The 21,954-nt window shown below is 34.8% G+C and carries 16 protein-coding genes and 1 CRISPR repeat array (1 of these 17 cut by a window edge); of the genes, 9 read left to right on the plus strand and 7 right to left on the minus strand.

Annotated features, from left to right (window positions below):
* Positions 1-995: a CRISPR direct-repeat array (repeat unit 30 nt; unit sequence CTTTTAATCGCACCATACTGGAATTGAAAT) (it extends 4,703 nt beyond the left edge of the window).
* Between the two features lie 328 nt (positions 996-1,323).
* The 4 genes from dnaE to VFM92_RS16160 form a co-directional block, all read right to left on the minus strand.
* The gene (gene dnaE, locus VFM92_RS16145; protein WP_325123266.1) at positions 1,324-5,625 is read right to left on the minus strand and encodes a DNA polymerase III subunit alpha; all 4,302 of its coding nucleotides are present in this window, start codon (positions 5,623-5,625) and stop codon (positions 1,324-1,326) included.
* A gap of 203 nt (positions 5,626-5,828) precedes the next feature.
* Positions 5,829-6,131 (minus strand): type II toxin-antitoxin system RelE/ParE family toxin, encoded by a 303-nt coding sequence (locus VFM92_RS16150; protein WP_325123267.1) that lies wholly within the window; start codon positions 6,129-6,131, stop codon positions 5,829-5,831.
* A complete protein-coding gene (locus VFM92_RS16155) occupies positions 6,132-6,359 on the minus strand; it encodes a hypothetical protein (RefSeq protein WP_325123268.1) in 228 nt (75 codons plus the stop codon).
* A gap of 52 nt (positions 6,360-6,411) precedes the next feature.
* Entirely contained in the window at positions 6,412-7,629 is a 1,218-nt protein-coding gene (locus tag VFM92_RS16160) for an ABC transporter permease (RefSeq protein WP_325123269.1), read from the minus strand.
* Positions 7,630-7,651: 22 nt separating this feature from the next.
* Here VFM92_RS16160 and VFM92_RS16165 point away from each other — a divergent pair, with 22 nt between their 5' ends.
* The 3 genes from VFM92_RS16165 to VFM92_RS16175 all read left to right on the plus strand — a co-directional run bounded on the left by VFM92_RS16165 (position 7,652) and on the right by VFM92_RS16175 (position 10,928).
* The gene (locus VFM92_RS16165) at positions 7,652-8,836 is read left to right on the plus strand and encodes a DUF1343 domain-containing protein (protein ID WP_325123270.1); all 1,185 of its coding nucleotides are present in this window, start codon (positions 7,652-7,654) and stop codon (positions 8,834-8,836) included.
* A gap of 283 nt (positions 8,837-9,119) precedes the next feature.
* The gene (locus VFM92_RS16170; RefSeq protein ID WP_325123271.1) at positions 9,120-9,725 is read left to right on the plus strand and encodes a hypothetical protein; all 606 of its coding nucleotides are present in this window, start codon (positions 9,120-9,122) and stop codon (positions 9,723-9,725) included.
* A 162-nt stretch (positions 9,726-9,887) separates the two neighbouring features.
* A complete protein-coding gene (locus VFM92_RS16175) occupies positions 9,888-10,928 on the plus strand; it encodes a BF3164 family lipoprotein (RefSeq protein ID WP_325123272.1) in 1,041 nt (346 codons plus the stop codon).
* A gap of 62 nt (positions 10,929-10,990) precedes the next feature.
* On the opposite strand, the gene queG is transcribed toward VFM92_RS16175, so the two are convergent.
* Both queG and ruvB read right to left on the minus strand, forming a co-directional pair.
* The gene (gene queG, locus VFM92_RS16180) at positions 10,991-11,929 is read right to left on the minus strand and encodes a tRNA epoxyqueuosine(34) reductase QueG (protein ID WP_325123273.1); all 939 of its coding nucleotides are present in this window, start codon (positions 11,927-11,929) and stop codon (positions 10,991-10,993) included.
* Entirely contained in the window at positions 11,929-12,957 is a 1,029-nt protein-coding gene (ruvB, locus tag VFM92_RS16185) for a Holliday junction branch migration DNA helicase RuvB (RefSeq protein WP_325123274.1), read from the minus strand. The genes queG and ruvB overlap by 1 nt, the downstream gene beginning before the upstream one ends.
* A gap of 819 nt (positions 12,958-13,776) precedes the next feature.
* On the opposite strand from ruvB, the gene VFM92_RS16190 reads away from it, so the two are divergent.
* Complete coding sequence (locus VFM92_RS16190; RefSeq protein WP_325123275.1) at positions 13,777-13,908, plus strand: hypothetical protein; 132 nt, start codon at positions 13,777-13,779, stop codon at positions 13,906-13,908.
* 286 nt (positions 13,909-14,194) lie between these two features.
* The gene (locus tag VFM92_RS16195) at positions 14,195-14,488 is read left to right on the plus strand and encodes a cupin domain-containing protein (RefSeq protein WP_325123276.1); all 294 of its coding nucleotides are present in this window, start codon (positions 14,195-14,197) and stop codon (positions 14,486-14,488) included.
* Positions 14,489-14,502: 14 nt separating this feature from the next.
* Here the strand turns inward: VFM92_RS16195 and VFM92_RS16200 are convergent, their stop codons facing one another.
* Positions 14,503-15,576: a mannose-1-phosphate guanylyltransferase gene (locus VFM92_RS16200; protein WP_325123277.1), complete on the minus strand. Its 1,074-nt coding sequence runs from the start codon at positions 15,574-15,576 to the stop codon at positions 14,503-14,505.
* Between the two features lie 395 nt (positions 15,577-15,971).
* Between VFM92_RS16200 and recQ the strand changes: the two genes are divergently transcribed.
* The 4 genes from recQ (at position 15,972) to VFM92_RS16220 (ending at position 21,338) form a co-directional block, all read left to right on the plus strand.
* Positions 15,972-18,149 carry a DNA helicase RecQ gene (recQ, locus tag VFM92_RS16205; RefSeq protein ID WP_325123278.1) on the plus strand — a complete coding sequence of 726 codons (2,178 nt, stop codon included), beginning with the start codon at positions 15,972-15,974 and terminating at the stop codon, positions 18,147-18,149.
* A gap of 96 nt (positions 18,150-18,245) precedes the next feature.
* Positions 18,246-19,529 carry a phosphoribosylamine--glycine ligase gene (gene purD, locus VFM92_RS16210; RefSeq protein ID WP_325123279.1) on the plus strand — a complete coding sequence of 428 codons (1,284 nt, stop codon included), beginning with the start codon at positions 18,246-18,248 and terminating at the stop codon, positions 19,527-19,529.
* 100 nt (positions 19,530-19,629) lie between these two features.
* On the plus strand, positions 19,630-20,874 hold the full coding sequence (locus tag VFM92_RS16215; protein WP_325123280.1) for a regulatory iron-sulfur-containing complex subunit RicT: 1,245 nt from the start codon (positions 19,630-19,632) through the stop codon (positions 20,872-20,874).
* Positions 20,874-21,338 carry a gliding motility lipoprotein GldH gene (locus tag VFM92_RS16220; protein WP_325123281.1) on the plus strand — a complete coding sequence of 155 codons (465 nt, stop codon included), beginning with the start codon at positions 20,874-20,876 and terminating at the stop codon, positions 21,336-21,338. Before VFM92_RS16215 ends, VFM92_RS16220 begins: the two co-directional genes overlap by 1 nt.
* Positions 21,339-21,954: the final 616 nt, after the last annotated feature.

Raw genomic sequence — 21,954 nt, forward strand, 5'->3', positions numbered from 1 at the left:
GAATTGAAATAAAATTGGCCAACAACAACACCTACTTCTTTTGTGGTCTTTTAATCGCACCATACTGGAATTGAAATTGAGGGACAGGATGACCGAAAGCACGAATCAGACACTTTTAATCGCACCATACTGGAATTGAAATTTAGGAGGAAATATCTTTTGCCACCTTGGGTCATCTTTTAATCGCACCATACTGGAATTGAAATTCAAGGCTTTAACGGTCGTGTATTCTTAATTGACCACTTTTAATCGCACCATACTGGAATTGAAATAAGAATAAAATACAAGGCGGTCATTTAAAGGCTATGCTTTTAATCGCACCATACTGGAATTGAAATAGAAATAAAAGAACTGCAAGTAAGGCAAAGTAACCACTTTTAATCGCACCATACTGGAATTGAAATTATCAAACTCATCCTGTTTATGATTCCAAAGCCATTCTTTTAATCGCACCATACTGGAATTGAAATTCCACTTTCGGCTGAAGCGGAGTGATCATTAAAGAGCTTTTAATCGCACCATACTGGAATTGAAATTCACCTCAGCCACTTGCACTGTAGCGGTAATCTTATCTTTTAATCGCACCATACTGGAATTGAAATGAGGGTATCATGTTTTTAAAGATGAGTGATAAAATACTTTTAATCGCACCATACTGGAATTGAAATAAAGATGGTTAACTAATGGTTATCAAATAAGGAATTCTTTTAATCGCACCATACTGGAATTGAAATAAGGAAAAAGGAAAAGCACCATGTATGATTGTCTCTTTTAATCGCACCATACTGGAATTGAAATATGGTTGTTCCTGAATTAACAGATTTAACCCTTATTCTTTTAATCGCACCATACTGGAATTGAAATCTTCTCAATGAGGGCTAGGTGTTCTGCTATTATCCTCCTTTTAATCGCACCATACTGGAATTGAAATACGGCAACTCGACAGATGCTAAATCACTTTTGCAATTTTAATCGCACCATATTGGAATCGAAATAAGGTCAGCTAAGGGTATAAGTATAGGTCTCTTTACATTGATTTTGATTTGTTTATGTGATTAATATCTGATTGTATAGGTATAAGTATAGGTCTTTTTAAATCGCACCATACTGGAATTGAAATAGTGGCAAGATTTCATCTCTTCACTCTCCTTTGGCTCCTTTAATCGCACCTTACGGAAGCTTGGATAAAAACCTTGCGGGTTTTACTTTATTTAAATCATTGTCAATTTACTAATTTTATTGATTAAGTTGAATTTAATGAAACCCGCAAGGTTTAATCAGAACCGTACTGGGATTTTTAGATTATCTAAATCCATTACTCCATCAAGTCAAAATCCTATAATTTAAATCTGGAATTCTTTTGAGTCCTTCAATCAGCTCATTGCTAGGATTCACTTTATATTTTCTAGATTTGGTTTCCACCATATAGCCGTTGATTTTGTCTTGCAATTCCAACTTCACCTCACACTCTCCTTTAAAGGTTTGGCATAAATTATCCAACTCCACTATCAAATCTTCTGTAATAGCATTTAAATCCAGCATAATAACTAAACTTTTGGTTCTCTTATCTCTTAATTCAGAAAGTAATTCTACTTTACTAATTTTAAACTCTAAAGCCTGATCCCCCCATGGTTTTTTGCCTACTCTTCCTGAAATGAAGATGAACCAACCATTTTCAAAAAATTGCTTATTACCCAAATAATCATCACCGAAAAGAAAAAATGTAAAAGAACCTCCGTAATCTTCCAGTGTTAAAGTGCCAAAAGGTTTGCCAGTTTTAGTTTGTCTATGCGCAATTGCAGTAACAATACCCCCTACTTTTACTTCATTCTTAGCCTGAAGACTTTCTAAATCGTTCAACTCAGAAACTTGCGTATTGCAAAAGCTTTCCATTTCAAATCTGTATTCATCCAATGGATGTCCCGATATGAAAAGCCCTACTACTTCTTTTTCAATATTAAGCTTTTCCAGCTCGGAATAAGGTTCCATTTCCACAACTCTCGGTGGCGGAATCGCTACTCCGCCATCTCCACCAAATAAGGAAGTTTGCGCACTGTCTTTTTCATGCTGCAGCTTTTGAGCATACTTTATGATTTTCTCTATTAAAGTACCCTCTCCATTATCTGAGACTAAAAACTGCTTCCTATGATATTCTTTAAAGCAATCAAAGCCTCCTGCCATAGCGAGAGATTCAAAGGTTTTTTTATTGACGCTCTTTAACGGAATTCGCTCAGCAAAATCAAATATATCTTTATACTGTCCATTAGCTTTTCGCTCCTGAATAATACTTTCAACCGCTGCAGAACCAGCGCCTTTAATAGCCGCTAATCCAAAACGGATTTGACCACTTTCGTTTACCGTAAATCCAGGATTGGATTCATTAACATCCGGTCCTAAAACCTCAATTCCCGCACGTTTACATTCTTCCATAAAGAAAGTAACATCCGTAATTTGGCCCATATTATTGCTCAACACAGAAGCCATGTACTCAGCTGGATAATGAGCTTTTAAATAGGCGGTTTGATAAGCTACCCAAGCATAACAAGTGGAGTGAGATTTATTAAATGCATAGGCTGCAAAGGCTTCCCAATCTTTCCATATTTTTTCGAGTACATCCTTTGGATGGCCTTTTTCAGCTCCTTGATTAATAAATTTAGGCTTCAACTCCTCCAGCAAAGCAAAGATTTTCTTACCCATCGCTTTTCGCAGAACATCCGCTTCACCTTTGGTAAAACCAGCTAATTTCTGCGAAAGCAACATCACCTGCTCCTGATATACGGTGATACCATAAGTTTCTTTTAGGTATTCTTCCATTTCCGGAAGGTCATAACTGATTTCCTCCAGTCCGTTTTTACGCTTAACGAAATTCGGAATATATTCAAGCGGACCCGGTCGGTAAAGAGCATTCATTGCAATCAAATCCGAAAACTCTGTAGGCTTCAAATCCCTTAAATATTTCTGCATCCCAGCTGATTCATACTGGAAAATACCAACCGTTTCTCCTTTTTGGAAAAGCTCGTATGTTTTAGGATCATCAATTGGAAATTCATCTGGATCAAGTTTAATTCCATGTCTTTCCTCCACAATCCTAACCGCATCTTTGATTAGCGTTAAGGTTTTTAAACCTAAGAAATCCATTTTCAGAAGACCAGCATTTTCCACCACCGCATTGTCAAACTGTGTGCAGTACATATCAGAATCCTTTGCTAAGGCAACAGGAACAAATTTGGTGATATCATCTGGCGTGATGATAACCCCACAAGCATGAATACCAGTATTTCTTACGGAGCCTTCCAGAACTCTCGCCTGATTGATTACCTTTGCAGAAGCATCACCCGCTTTCGCCAAAATCAATAATTCTTCAGCTTTGCTTATGGCTTCCCCGTTGTTTTTCAATTTAATCGATAACTTCTTTTTATCAGAAGCTAAATCAAATAAAGCCTTCAGTTTAATATCAGGAACCAATTTTGCAATTCTGTCTGCATCCATCAATGGCAATTCCATCACACGGGCCGTATCTCTAATGGCTGATTTTGCAGCCATTGTGCCGTAAGTGGTGATTTGAGCCACTTGGTTAGCTCCATATTTTTTAATTACATAATCTATAACTTTTTGGCGGCCGTGGTCATCAAAATCAATATCAATATCGGGCAATGAAACCCTGTCTGGATTCAGGAAACGCTCAAATAGCAAATCGTATTTAATAGGGTCAATATTGGTAATGGCTGTACAATAAGCCACTGCAGAACCAGCAGCAGAACCCCTACCCGGACCAACGGAAACTCCCATTTTTCTGGCAGCTGTAGTGAAATCCTGTACAATCAAAAAATAACCAGGATAACCAGTTCTTTCAATGGTTTCTAACTCAAAATCTATTCGTTCTTTAATTTCATCTGTTATTTCAGGATAGCGCTTTTTCGCTCCTTCATAGGTAATATGGCGTAAGTAAGCATTTTCCCCTCTGTTTCCTCCATCTTCAGCATCTTTAGGGTCAATAAATTCCTGTGGGATATCATATTTTGGCAAAAGAACATCCCTAGCTAATTCAAAACCTTCAATTTTTTCTGCTATCTCTGCCGTACATGCAATGGCTTCTGGATAATCAGCAAACAACTTTTTCATCTCATCGGGAGACTTGATATAAAATTCATCGTTAGGCAATCCAAATCGGTATTCCCTTCCTCTTTTACCTACATACTTTTTTGGCTTACCATTTTCACCTGTAGTTTCACCATCTTTCACACAAAGCAAAATATCTTGTGCTTCAGCATCTTCTTTATTGGTATAATAAGTATTATTAGCTGCGAAATATTTTACATCATGCTTTTTGGCAAACTTCAATAATACTTCATTGACCTTCTGCTCTTCTGGTATCCCGTGTTGGTTTAATTCTACATAAAAATCATCACCAAATTGCTCTTTCCACCAAACGAAAGCTTCTTCTGCCTGAGCTTCTCCATCATTCAAAATCAGAAAAGGTACCTCGCCCCACAATCCACCAGTGGTGGCAATGATATTTTCCTTGTATTGAATTAATGCTTTTCTATCAATCCGAGGTACGTAATAAAATCCCTCAACGAAAGCGATGGAAGAAAGCTTGGCTAAATTATGATAACCAGCCTTATTTTTTGCCAAGAGAACAGTTTGAAAACCATCGTCTTTATTTTTCTTATTGTTTCTATCCTGCGTGAGAAAATATTCACAACCTACAATTGGTTTAATTCCAGCTTTATTGGCATCTCGCACAAAATTATAAGCCCCCATCATATTTCCATGGTCTGTCATAGCAATAGCTGGCATTCCCATTTCCTTCGCTTTATTGACCATAGAAGGAATTTCTGTGGTCGATTGCAAAATGGAAAATTGCGTATGACAATGAAGGTGTACGAAATTCGTATCGCTTAATTCCGATATATCAGCATTTTTAGCTTGTTTTAATGCATCAGACGCTGCCTTTTCTTCATTTTTTGAGCTAGCAACAAAGTTGGCCGCATCTAGCTTAGGTGGCTCATAATTGATAGCTTGAATTGGCGTTTCACCTAATGGCTTTACTACCCTTTCATTAATCAACCCAAAGAAACATTTGGCAGTAGCATCAACATCATAAGCGGCATCATGTGCATCAGCAAAATCTTGTCCGAATAGCTTTTTATGAAGCTCTGTTAATGTTGGCCATTTATATTTTCCTCCTCTACCACCAGGAATTTTACAGAAATCAGTTCCTGCTTCTTTAGTATCAATTATGGGCTTTTCTGTTAAAACCTTCTCAGAAAGTTCTTTTCTCAACATTTCAGCACCCATAATGGAAATATCAAAACTGATATTATGCCCGACCACCACATCGGTTTTCCCCAGCACCGTTTTGAAAGCTTCTAAAACTTCAATTAGCGGCTTACCTTCTTTTTGGGCTCTTTCAGTAGAAATTCCATGCACCTTCTCCGCATTATAAGGTATATCAAATCCTTCTGGTTTGATGATGTGGTTTTGTGAATCCAATAGCTCACCATTAGCTCCATGCAGCTGCCATGCTATTTGTACACAGCGTGGCCAATTGTCTGAATCGCTTAGGGGAGCATTGTAATTTTTTGGTAATCCGGTGGTCTCGGTGTCGTAAATTAAATACATAGAATTGTTGCTGAGAAGATGGTGAATTTCAGAATTTGAAATTAGTGAAAGGCGCTAACAATGGAAAGATAAAAATTGGAAATTTATAAGGTGAAGAGATGTGGAAGTTCTGAAGTATTGAAGTATAGAATTGTCTGGTTAAAAATGATTGAAGCTCGAAGTTTGAAAAATTTATGTGCTGAAATTGAGTAGAACTATACTTCTTAAAGTTTATTCACAAGTGGATTTTGCCTGGTATCTAAAACCGTTTCTATAAATACAGAATTGCTTCTAATACTATAAATTATTTTAAAATGACTTTCTACTAAATATCTGTATTCTTGATCGGTGGATAATTCTGTTTCTGTTGGTCCAGAAGATGGAAAATCTTCGAGCTGCCTAGTTCTCAATAAAATTGAATCAACTAATTTTTCAGCTGCTTTAGTAGATTTTAATACCAAAAAATCATAAACTAACTCTAAATCAAAAATTGCCTCATCAGTCCAGATTACTCTTATCCTTTTCATTTATTTTCGATTCTTAAAAAGAGCTTCCACCTCTTTTTGAGATTTTGTATGACCTTGAATAATATCCAAATTAGAACGCTTCAACTTGGAGCCAACATCCTGCCCCATTCTTTCAGAGTATCTTTTAAGTAATTCAGACTTTCTTATTTCATCAATTTGATCAATGATATTTTGATCCTGATCTTTCAACCAATCAATTAATTCGATTTTTTTTAATGCTAAATCCATATCGATTTACTTTTTATTTAAATTTAACAAAAATTCATTGAATTTTATTCCATTAATCAAAACGAATAGCCTTAATCGGTTTCATTCGGGCAATAAACCATACGGGAAGGAAGAGCGAAATAAGGACCACAACTAAAACCAAAAGGTTTATTCCTAATATCATTTGGAAATCCCAGAGAATTGGGACAGAACTCATGTAATAATTCTCTTGGTCAAGCGGGATGAGATGGAAATAATATTGTAAAGCTGACAAACCTAGCGCGATCATATTGCCCCATATAAGGCCCTTAAATGTTAATCGAAGGCCACTCATCAGGAATATATTTCTGATTAACTTATTTTTGGCACCCATCGATTTTAACATACCTATCATTGGAGTTCTTTCCATAGTCAGGATAAAAATGACTGCCACCATATTAAAGCAGGCCACAAACAAAATCAGCGCTAAAAATAACTGCACATTCTGATTTAATAATTCTAGCCATTCGAAATACTGAGGATATTTTTTACTAGTCAAGTTCACGAACTGATCAGATTCTACCTTATCAAAAATTATAGATTCTGCTTCTACTTCATCAATACCATCCTTTAAAAAGACTTCATATCCTCCTACTTGGTCTTCTGTCCAATCATTCAATCTTTGAATCATCTTCACATCCCCAATGATTATTTTTTCATCAAAATCTTCCAGACCAGTTTCATAAACACCAACAATTTCCAGTTGGCGATAACGAGGTGGGTTTTGCACAAAATACATGAGAACTTTTTCGCCTAGGTCCAATCTTAATAATTGAGCTAATTCTTTACTGATAATAATTTCAGTACTATAACTGTCAGCATTTACATTAGGAAATCTACCCTGTATTAAGTTAGAGGCGAAATTTGCGGTATCGTAATCAGCTCCAATTCCTTTAATCACCACTCCTTCAACCGCTTCTTCAGTCTTTAATAATCCAGCTTTATAAGCTACCCCTTGTACATGACGAATGAAGGATAAATTCTGATAACTATTAAAAAAGTCCGTTTCTGTAGAAATGGGTGATTCATCAAAAGAATTACTGAGCGTATATTTCGTTACTTGCATATGCCCGGCAAAACTGAAAACTTTATCTTTTATAGTTTTCTGAAATCCACCTAGAATAAGCTGTGAAACTAGCATAATGGCCAAACCGATGGCAATGCTGCTTATAGCAATTTTATAAATACTACCGGAAAATTGTCCGGTTTTAGAATTAATCGTACGTTTCGCTATAAAATCAGGTAGATTCAAGAATTAACTTTATTTTTGATTTATGATTAGAACTGCAAATTACAATTTCATTGGTAAACTCATTCCGCTTTACGGTCTATTTTTTATGATTTTGATAAATGCTTGCGTGGCGCAGCAAAATTCCCCTCAGCCAGCAGCTTATCAAACGGAAGAATATCTTCCCTATTTGAAAGGAAAATCAGTTGGAATGGTAGTGAATCAGACATCTACTATTGGTCAAACCCATTTAGTAGATACATTGAGAACACATGAAATCAATATTAAAAAGGTTTTTGCTCCGGAACATGGATTTCGAGGAGAAGCCGATGCAGGAGCTACCGTAAAATCTGGCCTAGATGAAAAAACGGGTTTACCTATTATTTCCCTTTACGGAAAAAACAAAAAGCCCACGAATGAGCAATTACAAGATTTGGATGTGATTATCTTCGACATCCAGGATGTGGGAGCCAGATTTTATACCTACATCAGCACCATGCATTATGTAATGGAAGCTTGTGCAGAGAATAATATCCCATTATTAATTCTGGATCGCCCAAATCCAAATGGAATGTATGTAGACGGTCCTATTTTGGAAATGGAACATCAGTCTTTTGTGGGTTTGCATCCAATTCCAATTTTGCACGGCTTGACAGTTGCTGAGCTCGCACAGATGATAAATGGAGAAAAATGGCTTAAAAATGAATTGCATTGTGAGTTAAAAATCATTGAGAATAAACATTACAGTCATAGCGATTCTTATTCGCTCTCCATCAAACCTTCTCCCAATTTACCCAATGATTTAAGTATCGCGCTTTATCCTTCTTTATGTTTATTTGAAGGAACTGTGATTAGCGTGGGCAGAGGAACCAAAAAACCTTTTCAGCAAATTGGACATCCAAGTTTGACGGAATTTAACCATACTTTCACGCCAGTTAGCATGCAAGGAAGCAGCGTTCATCCACCTTTTGAAAATGAAAAATGCTTTGGAATTGAATTCCAATCTAAAGATTTTGAAGGTGGCATTTCTTTAAAATCTTTAATTGATTTTTATAAAGCATTCCCAGAAAAAGATGAATACTTCAATAGTTTCCTGACCAAATTAGCCGGAACAGAATCTCTCCGCCAGCAGATTGAAGCAGGTTTTTCAGAAGAAGAAATTAAAATGAGCTGGCAAGCGGGTCTGGAGGAATATAAGGAGATGAGGGAGAAATATTTAATTTATAAATGAGAAGGGTGATGGATGTGGGATTGAAGTTTTGAACTTCACTGATTAGGTCAGCTCTATAGGTCAGACCAGAAATAGCAAAGAATAAAAAGTTAGAAGTTTGAAGTCGGAAGCTCGAAGCTTTGTCAACTGTCTATTGTCAATGGTCTATTTTTTTGTCTCGGTTCTTGACTCTAGATTCTAGACTCTCTCCAAAAAACCCTGACATTTATCATATTAGCTCCTTATTAATCTCAGTGTAGAGCAATCTCAATTTTTCGAATTTTGTTAAAAACTATTGGGAGAGATGGAAGCTAAAGCAATTCAAAATCACGGAGGACAAGCACAGCCCGATGACTGGGTTTCTGCACGTTCATTTTATACTTGTAAGAACGGAATTTGCAATGATTGCTTAGCTAAACATGAAAATAAAAAACAGCTAATATTACCTCTTTCGAAATTAAAAGAACAGGATTTCAAAATCGACCTGGGGCATTTTCTTAAAAGTTTAGCGAAATTTGAACGTCCTGTTTTATTTTACCATCTAAATCACCCAATTAATGAGCAAGCTTTAATAAAATTCACTGGACATGAAAACTTTGAAAATTCCTTTGAAGTTATCAAACCCTTTTTGCCTACAACCATTATTCCAGCCACCATTATTTCACCTTATGCGCTAAGCAAAAATAATCGATTGAAAGAACAGAAATTGGTGCGACAAACTAAGCAATACTTTGAACCATTGGGATTTATAAAGCTACACTTACACTCAGTAGCCGATTATCACGAATATGCCGAAAGCGAAAAAGTCGGATTGTTAATGATGCCGTTAAAGGATTTACCTGATTATGTGCAGTATGCGATGCATTCAAAGGATTTAAATAAAGTGATTCCAGCTATTTTTCAGCCTTGAAAAGTGCAGTTACTTGAATTCAACAATACATTTTCTCCTAGTAATTTATCCTCATAGTTAGCAAAATTTCAATTAATGCTTATACTTATTTTTTAGTTATACTTCAATAAAATGTTGAAAATAAATCTATGAGCTTTGGTTAAATCTACTTTCCTTTTTCTAATGAGCATATTTCTGATTTGTTCTTGCGAGAATAGCAACCCTCAGGATAAAAAGCATTATGAAATCAATACTTTTGAAAACAATAATATTCAATACAAATCTTTAAAAGGCAAAAAATATGTATTTAGTCAAGTTCGAGTACCAAATAGTATTATAAAAGTTGATTCGAAATTAATAGTTAGTGAGATGGCAGGAGATACATTAATGAGTGTTATTGACGCCAATGAGATGACATTTGATTATAAATTCGGTAAAGAAGGCATGGGGCCAGGTGAATTTTATAAAATCTGGAATTTGTACCCTTCATCTAAAGCAGGTCATTTTTGGATATATTGTCCTGAAACAAAAATATCCACTCATTATAATTTAATGGAAAATGAAATCGATAGAACTTACAAACAAACATCAGAAGATGTATTGGCTACACAATTTTCACCCAGCTATAGAAATTCTTTTATTGGATTAAAAGCAGATGGTTCTTACCAGTTTGCAGAATTTTCGGAAAGTGGTAAAGAAATTGCTGGATTTAATACTTGGGAAGGTTTTGTCGAAAAATCTGAGGAAATACCCCCAAATGTGATAGCGGCAGTTCATCAAGGGCAATTATATTCAAATCTACGGCAAGATAAATTTGCTTTAGCTTGCCTCAAAAGAGATATGATAGAAGTGCTTGATTTAAAAGATTCCAGCATTTTATCTATCAGAGGGCCTGAAAATATAACTCCTGAATTCAGGGTTGACTATTCTTCTGGTTATCCTATGGCTGTAACTAACAGACAAAAAGACGTTTACTGTTATTATAGTGCATATCTAAGTGACAATTATATATATGGTTTATACTCAGGTGAAACTTTTATCAACGTCAATCAAAACCATTCTGATGTGGCTAAAATTATTTATAAATTTTCTTATGATGGTGATTTGGTTGCTTCTTACAAGCTAGATACTTCGGTACAAAGCATTCATGTAGATGAAAAAGAATCTAAAATCTATGGGATTACTACAGATGATAATCCTGGAATAGCAGTATTCAATATGTGATTTAAAAAAATGTAGGGTTCAGTTCATGAAATTTTGGTTTATTGAATCCTACATTATTTGCTTCAATCCTTATTAGATTTAACATATTCAATATTCCGCATCAAGCCACTGTATTTAGTACGTTTTACTGCTGATTTCCTGAATATTTCGTTAAAAACTTCTTTAGTCATTTCTTTCCAATCTTTTTTATCCATTTCGTTTAATAAAGGATGAGGTTGAAAGGCTTCTTCTTGATGTGGTTTTGAAAAACGATTCCAGGGACAAACATCCTGGCAAATATCACAGCCAAAAACCCAATTCTCCATTTTATTAGAAAATTCAGTTGGTAAGTCATCTTTCAATTCTATGGTTAAATAGGAAATGCATTTGGAAGCATCCACTATTCCATCCCCTACTATAGCATCAGTTGGACAAGCATCTATGCATTTGGTACAAGTTCCACAATAATCCTGCATCGGACCATCTTCTTTCAGCTCCAAATCAATGATTAATTCCGCCAAGAAGTAGAAACTTCCCCTTTGCTTACTGAGCAACAAGCTATTTTTTCCTAACCAACCCAATCCGCTTTTCGCTGCCCATTGTCTTTCCATCACAGGAGCTGAATCCACAAAAACTCTTCCGTCCACCTCTCCTATTTCTTCATGAATTCGGGACATGAAATCTTTCAATTTATCCTTGATGACGAAATGATAATCTTTACCATAAGCATATTTGGCAATTTTGTAGGAATCACTTTTGGCTAAATCTTGCTCAGGATAATAATTGTACATTAAGGAAACTACTGACTTAGCACCTTCAACCAATTTTGTGGGGTCAAGGCGCTTATCAAAATGGTTTTCCATGTAATGCATTTTTCCATGGTAACCCTTATTGAGCCAATTTTCTAGTTTTGGAGCTTCCTCTTCTAAAAACCCTGCTTTTGACACACCACAAAAATCAAAGCCCAAATCAGAGGCTATGGATTTGATGATTTTGGTATTTTTCTCTATGGGCAAATACATCAATCAAACAAAGTCCCTAGTCTCCCCGGAGGTACACTTCCTAAATGCTTGTAAGCCAAATCAGTTGCCTGACGTCCGCGAGCAGTTCTTTTTAAATACCCTTCTTTAATCAAAAATGGCTCATAAACTTCTTCTATCGTATCCGCTTCTTCTCCTACTGCAGTGGCGATTGTTCCCAAGCCAACAGGTCCTCCGTTAAACTTTTCGATAATGGTAGTCAGAATTCGATTATCCATTTCATCCAGTCCATGTTGGTCAACATCCAATGCGTTCAAGGCAAATTCCGCAATTTCTTTGGTGATGGTCCCATCTCCTTTAATTTCAGCAAAATCACGGGTTCTTCTTAAAAGCGTATTGGCAATTCTTGGTGTTCCTCTGCTTCTTCTGGCAATTTCATAAGCAGCATCTTCCTCTAAAGGCGTATTTAAAATATCAGCTGAACGCTTGATAATCTTCTTTAACAGTTCCGCATCATAATATTCTAAACGGGCATTTATGCCAAAGCGAGCTCTTAATGGAGAAGTCAGCAAACCAGAACGCGTAGTGGCTCCGATCAAAGTAAAAGGACTCAAACTGATTTGTACAGAACGAGCATTTGGCCCGCTGTCGAGCATAATATCAATTCTGAAATCCTCCATAGCAGAATATAAATATTCCTCTACTACCGCATTGAGTCGGTGGATTTCATCTATAAATAAAACATCGCCTTCCTCCAGATTGGTTAATAATCCAGCTAAATCACCGGGTTTATCCAAAACTGGGCCTGATGTTATTTTCAAACTAGAACCTAATTCATTCGCAATGATATGAGAAAGTGTGGTTTTCCCCAGACCTGGAGGACCATGCAATAAAACATGGTCTAATGGTTCGGAACGCTTTTTAGCTGCCTGAACAAAAACCTGAATATTATCAACGGTTTTTTGCTGACCGGTAAAATCACCAAAAGAGAGCGGGCGCAAGGCTTTTTCAAACTCTTTATCCTCGGGCTTTAAATGTTCATCATCTCCAGTAAGGAAATCTTCTCTCATATCAATTGAATATTTGTGGCAAGTTAAGCCTACTTTGTCGTTTTTACTAATTACTACAAAGCTCTAAAAATCTAAAATAATTAGTTAAAACTCATTCGCTTTTTTTTTAATTTATACGTAAAGGAGCTTATTGCATTACTTCCTGCAATTCATTAGAAAATAAATAACATAAATCAAAAAAATGCCTCTCCACCCGAAGATGATGGGCTTGCCCTAGAGTATTGGGCTTTTTTCAGCCAACATATATTTCAACTTTTATAATGTTTATAACTATAAAAACTTTTCACTCATTCGCATGAAAATAAATATAGTCTTTATGAAATCTTCTATTGAATAATATGGTTACTTTGTAAAGTTAAAAAATACATGAATTTATAATATGAGGCCAATAGCTGGTGTTTTGCTGATCTTTTACCTGCTGACAAACTTTGTTTGGCCTACACCTCTTTTCTCTACAAATCTCAGTGCAAAAAATTCTACTCAGTTTACCACATCAAATGTTTCCCTTGCAGAGATATCGTATACTATTCCCGTATCTTATAGCAGCAATACTTACATTGAGATAGAGGGAAAAACCTCCCATTTCACCCCAAGTATTGTACCGATCTTTAATTTTAAATGGTTCTCTTTTAAATATAAAAAATGCCTTACTCCTAAATTTAATTCGGCTACAAAAGTCAATTACTATTGGAGTAAAATCTGTATTAATGCCCCTTGAAATTTTATAAAATTCGATTTACCGAATCTGATATTTATGGACAACCCATATTATCAGGTCGGCTTATTTTAACAATTATGAATTTTATAAATTATCATCAAATGAAAAAGGAAGAAATTAATAAAAAAGTCCTTACTCCTACAGATAACCAAGAAGAAGAAGTTAACTGGCCAGTAGTAATTGGGATTATTGCTACTATGATTATCATAGTATTAGTTCTCAATTTTGCTTAAAATAAAGAAGGGTGAGAAATTCTCACCCTTCTTTATTTATATAAATTATCCTTCATTATAATAAGTTTATCCGTCTGCTTAAAATTAAAAAACAGTTCAGTAAAAAGATATTTAAAAGAGATTTCTTTCCTTTAGAAAATTGCTTTTTGGATTAGTATTTAATCTTTAATAATTTTTGCTTCGAGAATTCGTTTTAAATCTAGGTTTATAAATCTAAGTTACTTTTTTGAACCAGTGAAATAGACTTTCTATTTTAGGTATTTTTTAACCAAAGAATAAAATAACAATGAAGAATATTAGAGCATTACATGAAAGTGAAAAAAGCGTTTCTGCTAAACCAATTTTCAAGAGCCCATTTGGAGGTAATGCTACGGCTATCCAATTATTGAAGAATGAAATCTTAAAAGAGCATAGCTCCAAAACTGATGCATTTTTAATTTGTGTAGAAGGAAAAGTTAAATATCAGGATCAAGATGGTAATGAATATGAGTTGAATGCAGGTGATTATTATGATATTAAAGCAAATGTAAAGCATTGGCTTGAAGCCTTCGTTACGAGCCAATTAATTTTAATAAAGTAAAGCAAAAAGAGAGATTAGATAAAGCTCTCCCCTTTTTCAGTTTTAACTGAATTTACTATTTCCTTAATTTCCTTTTCAGCATTTTTCTTGCAGATCAAAATCACACCATCTTGTTCGGCAACCAAAAAATCGTGTAGATCTTGAATAACTACTAAATCACTTTTATCAGTAGTTACAATATTTCCAGTAGAATTAAAACTCATTACATTTTTTGGAGTTGCATTATCCTGATTATCTTTCTCTCTGATTTCGTGTAAACTTTCCCAATTTCCTAAATCCGACCAACCAATATCGGTCAATAGCACAAAAACATTTTCTGCTTTCTCCATAATCCCAAAATCGATAGAGATATTAACGCATTGTGTATAAGCCTTATTCACAAATAAACTCTCATTGGTAGTGAAATATTGTGATTTTCCTTCGGCAAAAACTTCAGCTAAATCAGGTAAATAAGATTCAAAAGCATTAATAATACTTTTGGCAGACCAAATAAAGATCCCAGCATTCCAAACAAAATCACCGCTTTCAATAAACTTTTTAGCGAGTCCAATTTCAGGTTTTTCTGTAAAAGTTTTTACCTTTTTAATGGTGGCAGAATCAGGAATATATTGAATATAACCATAACCTGTTTCAGGTCTATTTGGATGCATACCCAATGTTATCAATTGCTCATTTTTGGCTGCACTATCCAAAGCTACTGCCACCGACTGATGAAAAACATCTTCTTTTAAAATCAAATGATCGGCAGGCGCTATCACCATAGACGCATCAGGATTTTTACTTGCGATTTTGTAAGCCGCATAAGCGATACAAGGGGCTGTGTTTCTTTTGTAAGGTTCTAGCAGCAATTGTTCACTTCCTATTCCCGCAATTTGCTCATGTACTAAACTTTCATACTCCTTATTGGTGACAATGTAAATATTTTCCTGGGGGAATTTCGTTAAAAACCTTTCATAAGTCATTTGTAATAATGACTTTCCAACTCCTAATAAATCATGAAATTGTTTCGGCTTTTTAGAGGTGCTAACTGGCCAAAGGCGGGTTCCGGTTCCTCCAGCCATAATGATAACATAGTTATTTTGATTCATAATTTTTAAGGTTTCCGAGCGATTGAAAAGTCAAGTGAGATAAAAAATCCTTGTCAAGTAGGTTAATAGGCATATCTTCCCTCTAACGCCACACATCCTACAAAAGTTATTGCCTCCATTTTGCATCGCAAAAATGAGAAATATAAACTAAAAATTAAAACTTACACTTTGGCATAAGCTACCTTTTGATAAAGTTCCGGAAAATTATAGAAGCAGTAATTTAAAAAATGAAACATAAAAGCTGATATTCTTACACAGGACGCACAATTTAAAAATAGATTAAGGACAATCTTTTTAATATTTTTCACTAAATTCAAGGTATCTCATGATTTGACATTAAATTTGACATGAGTTTGAATAAATTTATTATCAATTAAGCAATTTATGCTAAAGAAATGATAGAAGAGCAAGAAGCTACTTTAAAAGAAAAATTAAAAGAGGTATTTGGATATAATCAATTCAGAGGTAATCAGGAATTGATTATGCAAAACCTTATAAACGGTAAGAATACCTTCGTAATCATGCCAACTGGAGCAGGAAAATCCCTTTGCTACCAGTTGCCCGCTATTTCCCAAGAGGGAACAGCCTTGGTTGTTTCACCTTTGATTGCATTAATGAAAAATCAAGTGGACACTCTGGTTGCACTTGGAGTGAATGCCGCATTTTTAAATTCAACACTGACAAAAACAGAGATTAAAAGAGTGAAAAAAGAGGTCATGAGTGGCAACTTAAAACTTCTTTATGTTGCTCCGGAATCTCTGACCAAAGAAGAAAATGTTGAGTTTTTAAAACAAGCGAACATATCCTTTGCAGCAATAGATGAAGCACATTGTATTTCGGAATGGGGACACGATTTCCGACCTGAATACAGAAGAATAAAATCTATACTTGCCCAGATTTCCAATATTCCAATTATTGCACTTACGGCTACAGCCACACCAAAAGTACAATTGGATATTCAGAAAAATCTGAATATGGAAGAAGCAAATGTGTTTAAATCTTCTTTCAACAGAGAAAATCTATACTACGAAGTACGACCTAAAAATCAGGCCAAAAAGCAGTTGATTCGCTTTTTAAATGAAAGAAAAGGTAAATGCGGTGTTATTTATTGTCTGAGTCGTAAAAAAGTGGAAGAAATTGCTGAATTCCTAAATGTAAATGGATTTAATGCAGCACCATATCATGCCGGACTAGAAAGCAATACTCGGATGAAAAATCAAGATGATTTTTTGAATGAGGATATTGATATAATTGTTGCCACCATTGCCTTTGGCATGGGAATCGATAAGCCAGATGTTCGTTTCGTAATTCATTATGATACTCCAAAATCAGTTGAAGGCTATTACCAAGAAACTGGAAGAGCAGGACGAGATGGCCTTGTGGGTGATTGCTTAATGTTTTACAGCTATAATGACATCCTTAAGCTAGAGAAATTCAATAAAGATAAACCTGTTACGGAAAAAGAAAACGCAAAACTTCTCTTAGAAGAAATGTCATCCTACGCAGAATCTTCTGTTTGTAGAAGAAAGCAATTGCTACATTATTTTGGTGAAGAATTTAGTGATTATTGCGGCAAATGTGACAACTGTAAACATCCAAAAGAAAAATTTGAGGCAAAAGATGAAATGATTACAGTTTTAAAAACTGTAAAACTTACTAAAGAACGATTTGGTATTAATCATCTTGTAAACGTAATAAGAGGTTCTAAAGACCAATATGTTACCAGTTATGACCACAACAAATTAGAAGTTCATGGTGTAGGTGCTGACCAAGATCCAGAATTTTGGAAATCAGTTATCAGGCAAACCATGCTTTATGGTTACTTAGAAAAAGATATTGAAAATATTGGCGTTCTGAAGATCAATAAAGCCGGTGAAGATTTCTTGAAAAAACCTACTGACATCCAATTCACTGTAAATCATGTTTATACAGAAGATGGTGATGAAGACCACATTGAGAAAGATGCTATATCTGCCAACGCATTTGATGAAACGTTATACGCTCAACTTAAAGCGTTAAGGAAAAAGGTAGCAAAATCTAAAAATCTACCTCCATACGTAATTTTCCAAGATCCGTCATTAGAGGAAATGGCTACAACCTACCCTACTACAAATGAAGAAATGGCGGCTGTAAATGGTGTAGGTTTAGGGAAAGTCCATAAGTTTGGAAAGCCTTTCATGGATTTGATCAAAGAGTACGTAGAAGAAAACGATATCATTACTGCCGCTGATGTGATGGTGAAATCTTCAGTGAACAAATCCAAAATGAAGATTTTCATTATCCAGCAAGTGGATAAGAAAATGGATTTGGAAGAGATTGCCGAAATGAAGGACATTTCTTTTGAAGAATTAATTGATGAAATTGAACATATTTGCTATTCTGGTACAACCCTTAATTTAACTTATTACCTTAATCAAATCATTGATGAAGATAAGCAAGAAGAAATAATTGAATATTTCCTCTCTGCAGAATCAGATAGTATTGAAGATGCAATGGATGAATTTGATGATGAATTCAGCGAAGAAGATCTAAGACTCATGCGCATTAAGTTTTTATCTACTTATGCAAACTAATTCTGATGTCCGCTTAAAAAGCGGACATTTTTTCGTTAATTTTACTTTAGGAAAATCATGTTTTCGTTAAGGAAACAACCAAATAGAACTGAATAGATGAACATATTAATATTAGGCTCAGGAGGAAGAGAGTATGTTTTTACCGAAAAAATTGCTGAAAGTGTAGAGTGTGAAAAATTATTTGTAGCTCCTGGAAATGCTGGCACCGCTCAACTTGCGCAAAATATCAATTTATCGCTATCTGATTTCAAAGGTATAGCGGAATTCAGCCTAAAGAATCATGTTGAAATGATAGTGGTGGGACCTGAAGCACCACTTGTTGAAGGAATTAGAGATTATTTTGAATCCGATAACACTTTACAACATATTCAAATCATCGGTCCTGGAAAAGCAGGAGCTGAGTTAGAGGGAAGTAAAGAATTTGCTAAAAACTTTATGCACAGGCACAATATCCCAACTGCAGCCTATTCAAGCTTTGATAAAGCCACCTTATCAGAAGGATTGTCTTATTTGAAAACGTTAAAACCACCTTATGTTCTTAAAGCAGATGGCCTTGCGGGCGGAAAAGGGGTTGTGATTTGTGAAAACTTACAAACTGCAGGGCAAAGTCTTACACAAATGCTAAAAGGAGAAAAGTTTGGTGCCGCCAGTGAAAAAGTAGTCATTGAAGAGTTTCTATCTGGTATTGAGCTTTCCGTTTTTGTTTTAACTGATGGTGAAAATTATAAAATTTTGCCTGCAGCTAAAGATTACAAAAGAATTGGAGAAGGTGATACTGGATTGAATACAGGTGGAATGGGAGCCATTTCTCCAGTTAAATTTGCTGATTCAACTTTTATGGACAAAGTAGAATCTAAGATTATCAAGCCTACTGTTGAAGGCCTTAAAAAAGACAAAATAGATTATCAAGGTTTTATATTTATTGGATTAATGAATGTTGGAGGTGAACCTTTTGTTATTGAATATAACGTGCGAATGGGCGACCCTGAAACTCAGGTAGTTTTACCAAGATTGAAAAGTGACTTACTTTCCATCTTCAAAAGCATGAAGAACAAAAAGCTGAACCAAGAAGACTTTGAAATCAGTAATCAAACCGCTTCTACTGTTGTTTTAGTAGCCGGAGGTTATCCCGAAAGTTATGAAAAAGGCAAAGTAATTAAGGGCATAGAGGATGTTGAAAACGCTAAGGTTTTTCATGCGGGAACAGCTCAAAAGAATAATGAAGTGATAACGGCAGGTGGAAGAGTTTTAGCCATTACAGGAATGGGAGATAATCTAGAAATTGCATTAAAAAATGCCTATGCAGGCGCTAATAAGGTCTGCTGGGATGATATTTATTACAGAAAAGATATTGGTCAAGATTTATTGGCCCTAGAATAGATGCGCAAATGAATATCCCTCTATTTTTCTTTTGAGGAATTAGTATTCATTTCTATCAAATGTAGAATGCTGTAAAGAATACAGCTTAAATAAATAATTTATGGGATGCTCATCATGCGGAACAAAAAATAAAGAAGGAGCCACAACAGGTTGCCAAAATAATGGAGGATGTAGTACTGGCGGTTGCAATAAGATGAACTCTTTCGACTGGTTATCCAATATGGATTTCCCTAATTATGATAATTTCGATATCGTTGAAATTAAGTTTAAAGGCGGTAGAAAAGAGTTTTTCAGAAATATCCACAATCTTGATTTAGTGACTGGAGATGCTGTAGTTTTGGATGTACCCAATGGTCACCATATCGGCTATGTATCTATGCAAGGGGAATTAGTTCGTCTTCAGATGCAAAAGAAAAAAATCAAAAATGATGATGAAATAAAAGCCGTTTATCGTGTTGCAACAGATAAAGATTTAGAAAAATGGCATGAAGTTCAGAATCGGGAAATGCCTACCATGTATCGTGCAAGAGAGGTAATTCAAGAGCTTAAATTAAAAATGAAGCTTTCAGATGTGGAATTTCAAGCTGATAATTCAAAAGCAACTTTTTATTATTCAGCGGAAGAACGAGTTGATTTCCGTGAGTTGATAAAAAAGCTGGCTGGGGAGTTTAAAATCAGAGTTGAAATGCGTCAAATTTCTCTTCGTCAAGAGGCAGGAAGAATTGGCGGAATAGGGAGTTGTGGAAGAGAATTATGCTGTAGTACGTGGCTTACCGATTTCAAAAGTGTTTCTACCAGTGCCGCTCGTTATCAGAACTTATCATTGAACCCTAGTAAGTTATCTGGGCAATGCGGCAGGTTAAAATGTTGCTTGAACTATGAATTAGATACTTATATGGAAGCCCTAAGTGGAATTCCTGAAGTAGAAAAACCGATACAAACGAAAAGAGGTACCTTAACTTTACAAAAGACTGATATTTTCCGTAAAATCATGTGGTTTAGCTATTCAGAGGATAATATTTGGCATCCTGTAAAAGTAGACAGAGTTGCAGAAATAATTTCATTAAACAAGCAAGGAGAAAAACCAGATACTTTAATGGAGGATATTTTAGAAATCGAAGAAGTAGTTCAAATTAATAGCGACTTAATTAAATTAGACCGTAAATTTTCTAAACCTAAAAAGAAAAAGAAGAAAAGTGGGAATTTCAATTCTAATAAAATTAAAGTTGATAAAGGTCCAAATTCAATTAGCAAAGAAAAGCCGCAAGGAAATGCTAAAAAGCTAAAAAATAAAAGAAGATTTAATAAGAATAAAAACAATCCAAATAATAACAAAAAAGATTAATGAGGCCAATATTGAGTATTATCTGTTTGACATTCCTTATATTTTCATGTACTGAAGATCGCTACTTCGAAGATAATATAGATTTTAAGGATAGAATATGGGGGCTCGAAGAATCAGCTGAATTTGATATTGAAATAGATAGTATTGAAGTACCATATCGAATTAAATTGAACGTAAGAAATACCTTAGATTATCCATATAGAAATTTATATATTCAATACAGTTTAAGTGATTCTAATAGAAATATTTCTAAAAAACTGCACAACATCAAATTATTTGAAGGAAAAACTGGTAAGCCTTTTGGAGACCGACAAAGTGAAGTGTTTTCTCATCAATTAATACTGCAAGACTCTGTCTATTTTCCAGAAAAGGGGAATTATACGATAAAATTAAAGCAATATATGCGCGAAAAAGAATTGAAGGGAATGGTTTCTGTTGGGATAAGGTTAGAACAAATTAAATGATTTGAACCCTGTTGCATTTATTATTTGAATTCACCATTCAATATCGTTAGGTTAAGAAATAACCATAGTAAAAGTAGCATATAAATTAAGGATTAAATCCAGAAAAAGCTAAATATATCTTCCAGTTAAAAGTAGCAAGTTGCAGTTTACTTTTAGAGCCGAAGGGCTGATATATCATAAATTAGGGTGAAGCCCTTCATAAATAAATCGATAAAAAAACCTAAAAGGGCGTAATATGATACCCTTTCAGGTTTTTGAAGTCACTTTATTGATATCACATGGCTTCACCTTGAGCTATAAAATGACGTCCTTCCAGGACTAAAATAAAAAATAAAAATCACTTAAGTAGATCAGAATTTAAGGAGGATTCAATTTTACACAAAGCTTAACTTACCGATATTGATCCACCACTTATAATTTTTCGGATGGATTTCATGACCATTTATGAGATTTCAAAACTCCGAATATTTAACAAAAAGATTTAATTGCCAAAAATAGTTGGTAAAAGGCTTTAAAATATCTTGTAATCCTCTGATATATAGGTAAATAAATATATTTTTTCTAAAGCTCATTGAAATGTGTTTCAATGAGCTTTTTTTTGTACATGAAAAGTACA

The organism is Marivirga sp. (assembly GCF_035704835.1).
GTDB lineage: Bacteria > Bacteroidota > Bacteroidia > Cytophagales > Cyclobacteriaceae > Marivirga.

Bases quoted from the DNA above. Each gene is read 5' to 3' on its own strand.
- dnaE (WP_325123266.1), bottom strand. From the start codon at position 5,625: ATGTATTTAATTTACGACACCGAGACCACCGGATTACCAAAAAATTAC.
- VFM92_RS16150 (WP_325123267.1), bottom strand. From the start codon at position 6,131: ATGAAAAGGATAAGAGTAATCTGGACTGATGAGGCAATTTTTGATTTA.
- VFM92_RS16155 (WP_325123268.1), bottom strand. From the start codon at position 6,359: ATGGATTTAGCATTAAAAAAAATCGAATTAATTGATTGGTTGAAAGAT.
- VFM92_RS16165 (WP_325123270.1), top strand. From the start codon at position 7,652: ATGATTAGAACTGCAAATTACAATTTCATTGGTAAACTCATTCCGCTT.
- VFM92_RS16170 (WP_325123271.1), top strand. From the start codon at position 9,120: ATGGAAGCTAAAGCAATTCAAAATCACGGAGGACAAGCACAGCCCGAT.
- VFM92_RS16175 (WP_325123272.1), top strand. From the start codon at position 9,888: ATGAGCATATTTCTGATTTGTTCTTGCGAGAATAGCAACCCTCAGGAT.
- queG (WP_325123273.1), bottom strand. From the start codon at position 11,929: ATGTATTTGCCCATAGAGAAAAATACCAAAATCATCAAATCCATAGCC.
- ruvB (WP_325123274.1), bottom strand. From the start codon at position 12,957: ATGAGAGAAGATTTCCTTACTGGAGATGATGAACATTTAAAGCCCGAG.
- VFM92_RS16190 (WP_325123275.1), top strand. From the start codon at position 13,777: ATGAAAAAGGAAGAAATTAATAAAAAAGTCCTTACTCCTACAGATAAC.
- VFM92_RS16195 (WP_325123276.1), top strand. From the start codon at position 14,195: ATGAAGAATATTAGAGCATTACATGAAAGTGAAAAAAGCGTTTCTGCT.
- VFM92_RS16200 (WP_325123277.1), bottom strand. From the start codon at position 15,576: ATGAATCAAAATAACTATGTTATCATTATGGCTGGAGGAACCGGAACC.
- recQ (WP_325123278.1), top strand. From the start codon at position 15,972: ATGATAGAAGAGCAAGAAGCTACTTTAAAAGAAAAATTAAAAGAGGTA.
- purD (WP_325123279.1), top strand. From the start codon at position 18,246: ATGAACATATTAATATTAGGCTCAGGAGGAAGAGAGTATGTTTTTACC.
- VFM92_RS16215 (WP_325123280.1), top strand. From the start codon at position 19,630: ATGGGATGCTCATCATGCGGAACAAAAAATAAAGAAGGAGCCACAACA.
- VFM92_RS16220 (WP_325123281.1), top strand. From the start codon at position 20,874: ATGAGGCCAATATTGAGTATTATCTGTTTGACATTCCTTATATTTTCA.